We start from the raw sequence: 16,041 nt of genomic DNA on the forward strand, positions 1-16,041 counted from the left end.
CAGTGATGTCGCCACCATCTTTGATGAAGATGCCACAGACGGCACCCTCAACGCAGGCGACAAACCGAGCGTGAGTATTACCGCCACTGACGCCACCGCCATAGAAGGCATCGACAACGTCTTAAGTTATACCGTCAGCCAAGACAACCTAAGTAACCTTGACACCACAGTACAAGTAGCGGTTGACCCTAGCAGTGACATAGAAGCAGCAGACATCGCCTCGATTGTCTACACCAACACCGCAGGCGACCAAGTCACCATTACAGGTGACACCGCCATTCAAGACGTACTTGATGGCACCACCGTACTTGACGTAAACATCCCAACAGGCAGTACCGCAGCGCCTGCTATCACAGTTACCACCGTCAATGATGATGTTTATGAAAACAGTGAGCAGCTCAGCTTCTTAATCACTGGTGCAGACAATGCAGACATTGACAGCACCATTGCCACAGGCACCGTCTTAGATGAGTCTGATAATGCCGCAGATCCAAGCGATGGCAGCAACACCGAGGGCGACAAACCAGTGGCAATTGTCACAGGCGATAGCGTCACTGAAGGCGATTCGCTCGAATTTACTGTCGATTTAAGCAATGTATCTGAGTCTGCTACCACCGTCGCATTAACGTTAGCAAATGGCACTGCGGTACTTGGTACCGATACCAGCACACCAGTATCAATAAGCCTAGATGGCGGTAACACCTTTAGCACGGTTATGGTTGCTACAGATGGCACCTTTAGTGTGAATGTTCCCGCTAATAGCACGGATGGCATTATCGTGCGTGTACCCACAGCGGACGACAATATTGATGAGCCAGATGAAACCATCACCTTAACTGCAAGCGCAACAGACCAAGTCATGCCAAGTACGACGACTGGCACTATTGTTGATAACGATGCTGCGCCTGTTGTTTCGATTGTTGGTGCGACTGTTGTCGATGAAGATGCCGGTACCGTCACTTATACTGTTAGCTTAACCAACCCATCCTCAACGGCTGTAACGGTTGATTACGCCACCAGTAATGGTACGGCCACGGCTGGTGCTGATTATACTGCAAGCTCGGGCACGTTGACCTTTGCAGCAGGTGAGGTAACCAAAACAGTCACGGTTGCCATTACTGACGACACCCTGTTTGAAAATTCTGAAAACTATACTATCGCGTTATCAAACCCGTCACTCAATGCCAGTATTGATAACACGCAAGCAAGCGTTACCACGGCCATTACCGATAACAATACCGCGCCAACCATCAGCATTGACGATACTGATGCCGCCACAACACCACAAGATAATAGCGTGGTTGAAGGCACGGGTAACACGATCAATGGTGCTATTAATATCAGTAACCTGCAAAGCGTTACTGCTTTAACCATCAACAATACAGATGTAACCACAGCCACTGTGGCCAACCCTGTCATTATTAATGGTAGTGAAGGCCAACTGGTTATTACCGGTTACAATTCAGCCACAGGTGCGCTCACTTATACATATACCGAAGATGGCAGTGCCGAAACGCACAACACCGCTGGTGACAACGTATTAGACCAGTTTACCGTCAGCCTAACCAACAGCGCAGGTAGCACATCATCTGACACGTTAGATATTCGAATTATTGACACAGCACCTGTCGCCAATCCAGACACCAATAGCCTTACTGAAGAAACAGACAAAGTAACGGGTAACGTGCTGACGGCTACTGGTGCCGCTGCGACAGATGCTGCCGACAGTTTAGGGGCAGACGCCACACTCGTTACGGCTGTAGAGTCAGTAACATCTACCACGGTAGTGGGTACAGTAGGCGGCAATACACAAGGCGATTATGGTGTGCTCTCACTAAATGCAGATGGCAGCTATAGTTATGATCTTGATAACGACGCGGCACAATATCTTGCTATAGATGAGAGTTTAACCGAAACCTTTAATTACACCATTACAGATGCTGATGGCGATACCAGTACGACCACTTTGACTGTCACCATCAATGGTACCAATGATAGACCTGTCATCACTAATGTTGCTAATGGTAATAATATTATCGAAACCGCAGCCGCCATCACCGAGCAGGCTGATGATGTTGCGATTACTCGAACCGGCACCATCAGCTTTACAGATACTGATGACAGCGATGAGCCGACGATTAGTGAAATATCGGCAGAAAATATTTATGTCTATGACCCAAATAACTCGACATTTACCAATGCCAACCCATTAACAGCTGCGCAAAAAGCCGCTTTATCAAGCATCTTTACCGCAGACAATGATTCGGGGAGTTTTGATACGGGAAGCTGGAGTATTAATGCTGCGGCTAGCGTTATTGATTTTATCCCTGAAGGAGAAACCATCACCATTCGTTATGCCGTACAGGTTGACGATAACGAAGGCGTCACCACAGTGGCAAATGGTAACGAAATCAGCACCAGTAATATTCGTTATGTTGAGGTGACCATCACAGGTACTGATGATGGTATCGCGCTGGTAGATGACATAAACAGTACCAATGAAGACGCCACACTATCAGTGACGGCGGCCAATGGTATTTTTGCAAACGACACTGCAGATCCTGATGTTAATACAGAGTTTACTGTTGATAGTTACACCGTTGATGGTATGGCAGCTACCTTTAGTACAGGTGCTGCTAATCCCGTTACTATAGATGGCGTGACCATTGGTGAGCTGACCATCAATACAGATGGCAGCTATACCTTTGAGCCTGCCGCAAACTTTAGCGGCACAGTGCCAGTAGTGACTATTTCGGTAAGCAACGGTCCTAATGCTGCAACCCCAGAAAGCGGTACAGAAACGCTAACCATCACCGTCAACCCAGTCTCAGATGCCCCAGATATTGGTAGTAATAAGACAGGTGTTAATGAAATTACCACTGATGAAGATACGACTGTTGCTTTAGGTCTAACGGCCCCTGTTATTGCAGACAGTACAGATTTAAGCAGCAATACCGATGACAGCCCTGAACGCATTGGCTTGATTACCTTAGCGGATATACCAAATGGCGCTACCCTAAATTATGGTGGTAATAACTCTACCGACAATGCTATCAATGCGGATGGTAATCCGATTACCATTTTCTTAACTGACAGTGATATTTTCCTTAATGGCATTACTGATGCGTCTGCAGATTACTCAATGACCATTGCTGACTTTGAAGCGATGACGCTTACGCCAGCTGCCGATGACGCCACTAACATCTCTTTTGAGATATCAGTGACAGAATATGAAGTGGATAATAATGGCGATATTGCAAAAGTAAATGGTTCTGATGTTGATGGTGCAGAAAGTACCGTCACTATTGATATTGATGTGCAAGCGGTGACTGATACTAGTGGCAATAACCAAAGTGGCGATAATTTCAGTGAGTTTGGCTATCAGTCGGGTGCAGCAAACGTAACGGGAGATACCTTAACTGCCACCGTCAATGAAGGTGAATATATTGACTTACCAATTACCACCAATTTTGGTGATTTAATAAATAATGGTCAAAATCGTGAGACCTATGGTTTCGTCATTAGCGGCTTGCAGCCAGATGCTGTAGTCTCATTCACTGAGGCGGGTAGTAGCACGGCGACTGAGTACACTGCGGATAGTAATGGTCAGGTATTGCTAGGTACTACTACCAATACAAGCGATGATGTTACTGCTACTGACTTACGCGTTCGATCTAGTTCAGAGCCGCAGATTAGCATCAAGTCAGCTGATTATAATTCACAAGATATGGAGAGTATTACTGTATCGTTATATACCCAAGATCATGATCGTGATTCTGATCTTGACTCGAGTACTACAGGCAATCAGAGAGATGCTACTGTTGAGCTTATCAGCACAGTGACGGTAGATATGACTGTGACACCAGTTGCGGGTCAAGTGACTGCCAATGACGTGACCACCATAGAAGACAATGTCATCACGCTTGATGATTTTGGCTTTACAGTGTCGGATACTCAAAATGGTGCTGGTGCTGAAACGATCACTGAGATTAGCTTTGTCTTACCTGAAGGTTGGACCTATAACGATGGTGGTAGCCCTGTAGTAGGAGCAGTTGGAGGTACTACAATTACCATCAGTGGTATCACGGCAAACGACAATCTTGATTTAGATACCTATCTACAAGACTTCTCTATTACGCCGCCTGCGCAGTCTTCAACCGATGCTGACTTTGCCTTTACTGTAACCACATCAGATACTGATGATGATGGTGGTAGCACAGTTTCTAACACAACCACATTAGACAAAACCGTTACCATCACTCCAGTAGCCGAAGTTGTTGGCAGCGATACTGATGGTGATGGTACGGATGATTTAACCCTCAATCCTGACCACGTTTATATTATTGATCTCAATGATATTGATATCAACGCTGATGAAGACCTTCCTTTTGCTCTTAATTACAATAATTTTGATCTAGAAGCTGGCTGGTCTAACCAAGATACTTCTGAAGATACTTATGCTCATATGACCTTTGGCAACAAAGATGCTGACAGCTTTATCTCAGTTGTGGGCGCAGTGTTTACTTATAATAATGGTGCAGAAGAGATTAGTCTGACCGATAATGGTGACGGTGTTGATATCCCTATTGAATACTTGGATACAGTGACTATCACAGGGCCCGAAGATTATAGTGATTACAATCTTGCTCCTGATTTTGTCACAGCCATCAAAGTTGAGGCAAAAACCCAAGATTTTGATGAAGATACTAATGCCATGGTTGAAGCTACTAGTGGCGAAAGCTTCCTAACCTTTACTGTTAAAGGGGTTGCAGATGTTGTCTCACTGGGTGTTGATCCTGCAACTGGTTTTGAAGATCAGGCAATTATCAATGATAATGAGCGTGCCACCGCTGCAGATGTGGGCGATGTAACAACAGGTGTTATCGGAACTGAAGTTACTCCTGAAGATGGTATTGCACTAAATATTCGCCCAAGCTCGCGTGATAATGATGGATCTGAAGTTTATAACGTAACCATCAACGATATTCCGGTAGGCGCGCAGCTGTATGTCGATGACGGTGGCACCATAACGCTGTTAGATACCAGCAGTGGTTCAGTGACAATATCCGATTATACCAATGTGGTAGACAATCTATACTTTGTCTCAGCTGAAAACTATAGTGGTACTGTCAACCTGAAAGTATCTACAGTGAGTGTGGAGAGTGATGGTGATGTTAGCGCGCCTAGTGCGGTACTGAATCTACCTATCCGTGTCTTCGGTCAAGCCGATCTTATCTTAAACGATGAGCTAGCAACCGTTGATGTTAATGGTACCGCCTACACTTATACTATCGCAGAAGACGTACTGGATAACAGTAACCTCATATCGTTATCAGCGTTTTTTGATGATGCTTCTGCGATTGCGCCGTATGATGGTGACATTCCAGCGGCAGAGCAGGTTACTTATAAAGTAACAGGCGTGCCAGATGGGTTTGATATTGCAGGTGCTGTGTTTTTAGGTGGCAGTGGCGATACTCGTAGTTGGTCTGTGTCTTTAGAATCTCTACAAGATGGTACAGCCCAACTGGTCACTCCTGATAACTTTGCTGGTGAAGTAGATTTCACTATCACAGGCACCACGACCGAAACAGTCTCTGGTAATAGCGCTACGCATAACACTCAAACCGTATCTGTTGTGGTTACGCCTGATGCCGCTGATGGCGTGGTTAATGATCCGCAAGTGCTCGCTGTAGAAGATACTTGGACGACTGTTAATTTCCTTGCTGCCTTTGTTAGCAGTGATACGACAGATTCAGCCAATAGTGCCATTGGTTATGAAGCACTAGAAACCATCACGATAAAAGCTGATGATTTAATTGGTATAGACGTCGCATTGCGTGTTGATGGTACTGAGGTCCCACTGGTGGCAGGTGAGACGTATGTCTATACGCCAGATCAGCTCATTGAGATTATGTATGATGATGACAAGCGTCATAGCGATGATAATGTCACTATACCTTTTGATTACACTTATACTGATACGGCGTCATTAGCAGATAACTCGACGATTAGCAGCACATCAATAACAGGCAATGCCAATATCGATGTTACTTTCCAAGCAGTGACAGATGCACCTAGTATTGGATTAGATGTAACCGACAACAGCATCATTATTAATAGCAATAATGATAACAATAGTGCCGAGGTTATTGTCTCATTATCTTCAGACGATCAAGATAACACAGAGTCATTTACGCGCTTGGAGATAACAGATGTGCCTGACGGTGTGATTGTAGAGGGTGGTATCTTATCTGGTGGTACATGGTATGTAGATGTAATAGATACTGAGATTACTGACACCGCACCAACCTATACGCTTCAACTCACCCGCGATCCAAATACCGCCAATATTCCTGAAGGTGATTTTACAGTGACAGTCACTGGTATTACTCAAGATATTAATGGAGACGGCTTAAACGGTAGTGAAGCACGTGTATCTGATACTTTCGTGATCAATTTAGATAGAGATGGTACAGGTGTAGATCCGGTCGATCCTGAGTTGATAGCAACACTTGAGCCGGGACCATCACTGTCTCAGACAGAAGATGGTACTGTTATATTGTCTGATGTGATCAATGCCACACTTGAGGCGGCGACGGCAACCACGGTAAGCTCTTACAGCTTCTCACTCACTGACTTGCCTGACGGTGTCTTGTTGAGCAGTGCCAACCCAGCGGTCACCGTACAGGAGGTCGGCGGTCAATGGCTAGTTAGTGTTGATGATGCCAATGGTCTAACGCCCAATGACGCACTTGCTGCGGTCACGTTGACACCACCTGTAGATTTCAGCACCAATGATACGACTGACACCAGTCAAGATCTGAGTTTTGGTGTGGAATTTACAGCACTAAACAATGTAGGGCTAGAAACCAGTACTGATATTGATGTCAGTGTCGAAATAAAACCCATCACAGACCCAATCAATAACGATGGTGAGACGACAACGGTTTCAACGGATGAAGATACTCCTGTCGCCATTACTATCGACTTAACCAACGATGCTGATGGCGATTATGTGTCCCTTGTTGATGGTAAGCTTTATTTACAACTCGATGAGTCCGGTTTAACCAATGATAAGGGCACAACAGGTGCACTCACTGACGATAGTGGCACTGCATTGGTTGAAGTAACTTTAGTAGACGGTCAGGTAGATGATATCCCAGCTGGCACGTATTATGTGCTAGATGTGGTAGACACCGATGCGGCTATCGATGGTATTAACCCTGCTGATAGTATTACCGTTAACTACACACCGGCTGAGAACGAAGACGGTACAGCAACCATTAATGTTTATGCCGCGCATACCGAGGTTAACAGTATCAGTGGACATGATAGCGGGACACTAACCTATAAGCACAGCTATGATGTTGCAGTTGCGGCGCAGCCTGATAATTTGTCAATTGCTTATGATGCGGTAGATGCGGTAGCAACTGGTGATGAAGATACCAAGATTGCGATAGACTACAAGATAAATGTCGTTGATGAAAACGACTCGGCTGCCGCGATTACGCTTGATGAAGTACCTAATGGTTATCTGGTTTATTATACCAATACAGCAGGAGATGTTGTATTGGCCAGTAATAATGGTGACTCAGATGGCAACGGTAATAACTCATGGTCAATTGATACCAGTAAATTGGAAAATGTTAATAGCGGTGCTGCAGGTGAGACGGACAATATATTTATTGCACCTCCAGAAAATATCAGCGGTGTCGTTGAAGATATCGAGATGACAGTGATTAATAATAATGGTATGGCCAGTGACCCCCTGATGATAGATCTAAATGTGACGCCTGTTGCTGATGATATCGACTTCAACCCTACTGCTGTTCTTGGCTCTCAAGGTAAATGGACATCGCTGAATCTGAATGCAGATATGGTCGATATTGATGGTAGTGAAACGGTTAATGTAATATTGACGGGCACTAATCTGTATGGCAACGTGCTCGATGTGAAAACCAAAAGTGGCACTATTCTAAACAGTGTTACGTTTGATGCGGCTACTAGTACTTATACCATTATAGGCGTTACACCAACACAGCTGAACGATTTGCTTATAAAAGGCGGTGCACCGTATAATGGGACGTTACAGATCAGCCTACAAACGGTTGAATCGGCTAATAACGATACCCTGACTACCGCAGTTCAAGATATTGATGTTGATGTTGGTTCGACGCTAGTATTCAATGGTACGACGGAAGATGACGTCCTGATTTCAGTTGATCAAACTTCAGCGGTTACTTATTCTGGTGGTGATGGCAATGACACCTTTATCGGTGGTAGCGGTAAAGATACCCTGAATGGCGATGCGGGAGATGATACCTTAACGGGTAACGCTGGCAATGACACGATTACTGGTGGCGGTGGTAATGATACGATTGATGGTGGCGCAGGTAATGACACCCTCAACGGCGGTGCTGATGATGATACGATTGATGGCGGTGCAGGTAATGACACCATTAATGGCGGCGCAGGTGATGATGTTATTAATGGTGGTGCTGGTAATGACACGATCGGTGGCGGTGTAGGTGCTGATACGATTGATGGCGGTGCTGGTGATGACACTATCGTGTTTGATGCTGATGATCTGGTCATTAATGGTGGTGATGGCAGTGATACGTTACTCATCGATGAGGCAGGTACCAGTATCGATTTTAGTGGCTTTGATTCATCAGTATTTGAGAGTATCGAAACCATTGATATGTTAGGCAATGGCGCGCAGTCACTGACCAACTTATCGACCAGTGATGTGCTTGAGATAACGGATAGCAATAATCAGCTATTTGTTGATGGTAATAATAGCGATACAGTATCACTGACATCAGAGTTTGAGCAGCAGACAACGTCGGATCAAGCGGGATATGATCTGTATCAAAGTACGGCAGATTCAAGTGTTTCACTATATATTGATACAGATATCACAACCACAGTCATATAATGACGCTGATAAATAGATATCTGTTTATATACGCTAAATAACCAAAAACGCCCTAATGAGTTAGGGCGTTTTTGGTTCTGAGTTTAGGGTTTTTGTGTCGGCATCCAGTATTACTGTTGATTTTTTTGTCTGTATTTTTAATCATCATCAGTGTGTGTTTGTGACTGCTCAATAGGCTTGATATTATCGACTGACTTATTTTGATTCATTGACGGTGTTGTTGGTACAGGTGCAGATGTAATGGGCGTAATAGGGTAGTCGTAATCGACCATAGGTATATCGTCAGTGCTTGTAGTTGTTTTTTTGTCGGTTTGATGCTGTTGGATCTGAGTTTGATTACGTTTTCGAACTTCTGTAATGAGTTTTGATAGCTGTTCGCTATCTGCATCGATATCATCATCCAGTTGTTCATATTCTTCGGTCTTTTTAAGTGTGTATTCAGCTTGTCCGTTTTGATCGTTAGGCGTTGGTTTTTTGGTCGCTGGCACGTTATCATGACTGGTCGGTACTGATGCCTCAGCGTTGTTACTCTCTTTGCTTGGGAGCGGCTGTGTTTGTATGGTCGTATTATTGCTGACTATCTGTTTATTGATAACGGTTGTCTTATTAGAGCTATTCGATGGCGCTGGCATTGTGCTAGGCTGTTCAGTATTTTCAATATCATTTGATACTATGCTGTTAGCAGGTGCTGGTTTTGGGTCTTCTGATACTGTAGGTATAGCTACTGACGGCTTTGTAGACACTTCTGAAGTTGATGGTTTATCCGCAAAGACAGCGAAGTAGATGATAATAGCCATCAATAGATGTAGCAGTATAGCCAATACAATAGCGAGCATTGTACGGTCTTTTGGTTTAGTAGGTGGGATAGGTGGTAAGTGTTGAGTCATGGTTTTAATCCCCACATCGAAAATACATATCAGTTAACATGTTCCAAAAACTTATCGTCAAGTCTATAAAATCAACTAGGTCCAAAACGGGCAAGTGTTTATTAAATATGAGTGTTTAGTTATTTACAGACATGGTATAAACTACAACCTAGTTATAGCAAGTATAGTCATTCCACTATAAAAGTATTACAGCGTTAACCTCGCTTGAAGTATCACATATACATCTACACTCGGTTGCCTTGTACTACTTTTAGATTGAATCGACCATATATTGCATGAATAGTGACAGACTTCTGATTTTAAATCATTGTAATTCTGTATTTTATTAAAGTAGGACTGAGCCAAACTAAATGAAAGGTTATTATTACGAACCATTGACAAGAGGGCTGCCCCATATGGTAGTTGTAGCTATACGTAGGTATTATGGCGTGGCATGCGGTTTGTTGCTAATGTCTCTATCAAGCGCAGCATTCGCGGAATCTGATGGTTATATGAATACGCTTATTACTCAAGCCATACAAACCCACCCTTTAGTTGGTTCAGCACGTGCAGAGCAACAAGCAACCACAGAAAGCATACGCGCGGCCAAGCTCAATATGTTGCCCGAGCCTAGCGTTTCATCAGGGTACGATAACGATGATGGTCAGATATCACAGTTTCAATTACGCCAGTCGTTGTGGACTGGAGGCAAGCTGACTGCTGATGTTAACCAAGCAATATTTGACGATAAAGCAGCAACAGAAACCGTTTACGAGAAACAAAACGAAGTCGCCAAAACCACGATTGAGGCATGGCAAAGCTATATGACGGCTGTCGCTCAACAGCAGGTGTATTATGACAATCTGCAGTTGTTGGCGGAGTTTGAGGAAATGATGAAGCGCCGTGTGAGTCAAGGTGTTTCTGCCCGTATCGAGTTGGATTTAGTAACCAATCGCATTTTGCAGGAGCAAAACTCTTATCAAGGAACCGTTGAGCAGCAGCGTATTGCCATTGCAAGATTACAGCAAATTACGGGTCGCAGACTATCAGCCACAGACCTGCCCGCACAGAATTTAACTGAGCTCGTTAGTCGTGCTAAGAGCTATTCGCAAGATTTTGAAAAAATGGCTTTTGATCAAGCCAGCTTTTATAATCCTACGGTGGTTAAAGAACAGTATCAAGTCGAAGCCGCCAAGCAGGGCGTTAAGTCGCAGCAGTCCTCTAGCTATCCAACATTATATGCACAGTATGCGTATGATTATTACCATGATGATGATAGCAATAATGAAGGAGCGTTTTCAGTTGGACTCAGTTACAGTCCAGGCGCAGGGTTTTCTAGCCTAGCATTAGCAAAAGCCTCAGCTTCTCGGGTCAACAGTTTAGAGCAGTCAAAAGAAGCGTCAAGGAGGGAAGTGCTCGAAACCATACAGACGCAATATCAGCAATTCGCCAGTGCGAAAGATCAAGAGCGTTCGTTGATTGCAGCCGTTGCAGGTGCTCAGATTGTCGTTAGCTCCTATCGTCGTCAGTTCATTGCGGGTCGAAAGTCTTGGTTAGAGGTCCTCAACGCAGTACGTGAGCATTCGCAGTATCAGGCACAATTGGTTGAAATCCAAACCTCAATAATTGCATCTTATTATAAGTTGCAAGTTGATTTTGGCATGATGTCGTGGCAAAAATTTGATCAAAGCCGGCAGCCAGACCCATTATTTACGCCATTAAATCCTGTCAAAAATTGGTTAAAGCGTCAAGACAGTACAACACAGCAGGTAGATAGCTCAGCCATACAACCTGTCACTAGTTCAGATAATGGTGTGGTGACATACCCTATTGACGACGCCTATGATGCCTATGACTATCCTAGCAGTAGCGATGGTAATACAGGGCTACTAACTGATATTCCATAAATTAGCCATACATTTATAAATAATTCGTTTTTGTGCACAATCATTTCTACGCATTGTTTCATCATTCATTACCAGCTTAATCCATGGGATATACTTATCATGAGCACACCGGTTCCAGCCTCTAATGATCAAACATCGGATAGTGAGCTACCAGCAGATACCACGACAGAACTCTCAACCACACCCAATGAGCCACTAGACGCACATGCGTTGTCACTAGCAAATGCATTGCGTACTTTGCTGACAGAACAAGGGTATCCTATTGATAATGTCAGATTGCAAGGTGTTATCTATCAGCAAAAAGACATATCAACGCTTGCAGACATTGTACAGGTGCTAGAGCAATTAGGTATTGAGCAATTGCCCGAAGCACTGCCAGTACCTGATGCCGCGTTTTTGCCACTATTGGCACTGCATCCAACACAGGGTTGGGGTATTATTCAGCAGCTGAATCCACAAGGAAAATGGGATTTTAAGCAATCTGACGTCGTTACTGCACATGCAGGTACTGACTTTGTGCATTCGCTTCGGGTTCGTCTAGAACAAGAGCCGAGCAAACGCAAACAGTCCTCATTCGATCAGCTACTAAAAAAAGACCTCAAAAACTATCGCGGCATCATTGTTGAAGCTGTTGTGGCATCGTTTTTGATCAACATGCTCGCGTTAGCCGTGTCACTGTTTTCTATGCAGGTTTATGATCGTGTGATTCCGACGCGTAGTGAGTACACCTTAATTATCTTGGCAAGTGGTGTAGGGCTGGTCATTTTATTTGAAACATTTATGAAGTTTGCGCGTTCAAAAATCATGGATAAAGTTGTGGTCAATCTTGATCAGTATCTATCACGTGAGGTCTTTCAGCGACTATTGAATGTGCGTATTGATCAGATGCCAGGATCAGTAGGTTCGATGGCCGCACAGCTGCGTGGCTATGAGCAAGTGCGAGGGTTTTATACTGCTAGCACTTTATTTGGTCTTGTCGATATCCCAATGTCGATTATTTTTGTGTCTTTGATCGTCATAATTGGTAATCCCTTAGTAGCTTTAGTACCTATTATCGCGGCTATAGTGGCAATTATATTAGGGTGGAGTGCTCGCAAAAAAATCGACAAGATCGCATCCATTGGTGCATCAGCTTCTTATCGTAAGACAGGTATTTTGGTTGAGACTGTAGAAGGTGTCGAGACCATTAAGGCCGGCGCAGGTAATTGGAAATTTCTATCGCGCTGGCTTGATGTGATGAATATCACCACCAAAAATGATCTGGACATGAAGCATGCCAACGATAATTTAAGCTATTTATCGCAGATGATTCAACAGACCAGCTATGTAGGTATTGTGATTGTGGGTTCATTTGTGGTGATGTCAGGTGATATGACGATGGGTGGTTTGATTGCCTGCTCGATCTTGGGCGGTCGTATTTTAGCACCTGTCATGAGTATTCCAGGGTTATTGGTACAGGCTTCACATGCCAAAGCGGCTAAGCTCAATATTGAGCAGTTGTTCTCACTACAGCAAGACAATCATGGTGTTAGTCATCCGCTATCACCGAGCCAAATATCCGGTAATTTTGATGTTGATAAAGTCACTTTTAATTATCAAAACAACGATCAACCAGCATTGGCTATTAATAAGCTCAACATTAAAGCAGGTGAACGAATTGCCGTGCTGGGACCGATTGGTTCTGGTAAGTCAACGCTGTTAAAAGTGCTGTCTGGCTTATATGCACCAACGCAAGGCCGCATATTATTAGATGGTCTTGATATTCAGCAGATTAGCCGTGAGTCACTGAGTGAGCAGCTAGGTTATCTACAGCAGGACCACAGGTTGTTTGAAGGCACTTTGCGTGAAAATTTATTGATTGGATTACCAGCGCCGAGCGATGATGTCATACGTGATGCGCTTATTAAAACTGGGTTGATAAAACTTGTTTCCAGTCATTCTAGTGGTTTGGACTTACCGATTAGTGAGGGTGGTAAAGGATTGTCAGGAGGACAAAAACAACTGGTTGCCTTTACTCGTCTGCTATTAACCAAGCCTTCTATACTACTGATGGATGAGCCAACGGCATCCATGGACAATCGCCAAGAAGTGCAGTGTATTGATGTCCTTAAAAAAGAATTTGGCGCAGGGCAGACCTTAATTGTGGCAACTCATAAAATGCCGCTGCTACAGTTAGTTGATCGTATTATTATCATGGACAATCAGCAAATTGTTATGGATGGCCCTAAAGCACAAGTATTAGCAAAACTACAAGGCAATGACACACAGCAAAAACCCAATCAAAAATCTATTAAAGTGAGTAAACCTAAAGTGACAGTCATTAGTAATAAAAAGACGTCAGCAAATAATGATGACAGTAGCGACAATCTAGGAAAAGACCATGAATAACTATCAGCACAAAACTCATGATCCGAAAGTTGGGCGCACACGTATCATCATTTGGGGTGCTTTGATTGGCATCTTAGTACTGGTGGTCTGGGCATATTTCGCTCAAATCGATCAAGTAACGCGGGCTTCAGCGACGGTCATTGCCAGTGCGCGGACACAAGATATTCAAGCAGCGGAAGGTGGCGTGTTAACCAATATCTTGGTAAAAGAAGGTCAAGAGGTCAAAAAAGGTCAGCTGCTCGTCACGCTAGAAGAAGAACGAGCACAAGCAGCAGTCGCCAACTCAGCATCAAAAATAGCAGCGCTAAAAGCCAAACTTGCACGATTAGAAGCTGAAATATTTGAAAAGCCTTTAGTGTTTCCAGAGTCTATTAAAAACTATAGTGAGTTTATCGAAAACCAAACACAGCTATATAACAGACGTCGTCAAGCGATTGATCAAGATGTCAGCTCACTACAAAAGATGATGGTACTGGCAAAGCAAGAGTTGAGCATGAACGAGCCTTTACTGTCCTATGGTGATGTCAGTCAAGCGGATGTAATTAAGCTGCGTCGGCAAGTAGCCGAGATTCAAGCGCAAATCACCAACAAGCAGAATAAGTACTTTGAAGAAGCACAGACAGAGATGACTGAGGCCCAAGAAGAACTCGATGTTGAGTTAGAACAACTACGTGACTATTCACAAGTATTGGGTGAGAAAAAATTATTTGCACCCACAGATGGTAAAGTGAATAACATTCTTATTACGACGATCGGCGGGGTTGTGAAGCCTGGTGAGATTATCATGGAGATACTACCAACCAGTAGTGACCTTATCGTTGAGGCAAAAGTAAGCCCAGCAGATATTGCTTATGTGAAAGAGAAGCAGGTCGCTAGTGTGAAACTCGATGCCTATGACTATTCTATCTTTGGCGCTATGAATGGTAGTGTGGTCTATATCAGTCCGGATACGCTGATGGAGCAGACACCTGAGGGTGAAGAGCCTTATTACCGTGTACAAATACACATCACAGGCGCTGAGTTTGCAGGTCGTCGTGATGAGATCGTGATTAAACCAGGTATGACGGCCTCTGTTGATATCAAAGCGCAAGAGCGCTCTGTGCTATCGTATCTAACGAAACCGATTACTAAGACCTTCTCAGAAGGACTGGGTGAGCGTTAGAGGTAGTTAATATAAAATTGTAGAACAAGCTGACTCTTATAATCAAAAAAGCCACGATACAAACATGTATCGTGGCTTTTTTATATTTGTATGTTTTTAAGGCTACATACTCGTTTTACTATCTCTAGGGTGTGTCCTCAATTTGAACAATAAATATTAAATGGGCTAAAAATGGCTAAATATTTACCAAGCTGCGTCAAGTGGCTTGCTAATATCTCGATATTATCTGCACTATTTTCCTTGTTTAAATGCTATTTATCTCATTTTTATGGCTACTTTCAGTGTTGGGACACGACCTAAAAAGTCATGTATTTTTAATGAGGTTTTTAAATATTCAATATTTTTTATATTCAAAAAATTAAATATGATAAAAATATAAATACGTATTTATATAAAAGATTTTCAAGTATTTTTATTAAATTTTTTGAGATTGGTAAATAGTTTATTGGGTTTTATGTGTTGTGTTTATTTAGTCTGTATTATATATTTGTATACAGTGTTACGTAATAAACACCTAAGTTTAAGGGGTTTTTAAATTTCCACCCTATCTAACTATATTGAATCATAATTATATTCATAAATATTTATATATTAATACTAGAAGTGCTGTTTTTATTTGACGATATTAGTAAGTAATAAGTTTGTTTTTGAGTGGTTTTTTACTTATAAGGAGAGGATGGTATGAGAAATAAAGCTTTGTTTTTATCAACTTGTTTTTTTGTGACTATTGGCTTAACAGGCTGCCAAATGATAAAAGAAAGTCAGAAGCCATCTACTTAC

5 protein-coding genes are annotated in these 16,041 nt (G+C 43.2%); 4 read left to right on the forward strand and 1 reads right to left on the reverse strand.

All coding sequences use genetic code 11. The features are described 5' to 3' along the window. Positions 1–70: 70 nt before the first annotated feature. A complete protein-coding gene (locus ACT3QP_RS12035) occupies positions 71–8,938 on the forward strand; it encodes a Calx-beta domain-containing protein (protein ID WP_444525658.1) in 8,868 nt (2,955 codons plus the stop codon). A gap of 137 nt (positions 8,939–9,075) precedes the next feature. On the opposite strand, the gene ACT3QP_RS12040 is transcribed toward ACT3QP_RS12035, so the two are convergent. Then, positions 9,076–9,825 (reverse strand): hypothetical protein, encoded by a 750-nt coding sequence (locus ACT3QP_RS12040; protein WP_444525659.1) that lies wholly within the window; start codon positions 9,823–9,825, stop codon positions 9,076–9,078. Positions 9,826–10,274: 449 nt separating this feature from the next. On the opposite strand from ACT3QP_RS12040, the gene ACT3QP_RS12045 reads away from it, so the two are divergent. The 3 genes from ACT3QP_RS12045 (at position 10,275) to ACT3QP_RS12055 (ending at position 15,261) form a co-directional block, all read left to right on the forward strand. Continuing rightward, the gene (locus tag ACT3QP_RS12045) at positions 10,275–11,711 is read left to right on the forward strand and encodes a TolC family protein (protein WP_444525660.1); all 1,437 of its coding nucleotides are present in this window, start codon (positions 10,275–10,277) and stop codon (positions 11,709–11,711) included. Between the two features lie 99 nt (positions 11,712–11,810). Further along, positions 11,811–14,099, forward strand: coding sequence for a type I secretion system permease/ATPase (locus ACT3QP_RS12050; protein ID WP_444525661.1), 2,289 nt, complete (start codon positions 11,811–11,813; stop codon positions 14,097–14,099). Further along, complete coding sequence (locus ACT3QP_RS12055; RefSeq protein ID WP_444525662.1) at positions 14,092–15,261, forward strand: HlyD family efflux transporter periplasmic adaptor subunit; 1,170 nt, start codon at positions 14,092–14,094, stop codon at positions 15,259–15,261. The genes ACT3QP_RS12050 and ACT3QP_RS12055 overlap by 8 nt, the downstream gene beginning before the upstream one ends. The last annotated feature ends 780 nt before the right edge of the window (positions 15,262–16,041 follow it).

This window comes from Psychrobacter sp. AOP7-B1-24 (assembly GCF_052376215.1).
Taxonomy (GTDB): Bacteria; Pseudomonadota; Gammaproteobacteria; order Pseudomonadales; family Moraxellaceae; genus Psychrobacter.

What these genes read in the sequence shown, in the direction of transcription:
- ACT3QP_RS12040 (WP_444525659.1), bottom strand. Translation starts at nt 9,825, where the DNA reads ATGACTCAACACTTACCACCTATCCCACCTACTAAACCAAAAGACCGT.
- ACT3QP_RS12045 (WP_444525660.1), top strand. Translation starts at nt 10,275, where the DNA reads ATGTCTCTATCAAGCGCAGCATTCGCGGAATCTGATGGTTATATGAAT.
- ACT3QP_RS12055 (WP_444525662.1), top strand. Translation starts at nt 14,092, where the DNA reads ATGAATAACTATCAGCACAAAACTCATGATCCGAAAGTTGGGCGCACA.
- ACT3QP_RS12050 (WP_444525661.1), top strand. Translation starts at nt 11,811, where the DNA reads ATGAGCACACCGGTTCCAGCCTCTAATGATCAAACATCGGATAGTGAG.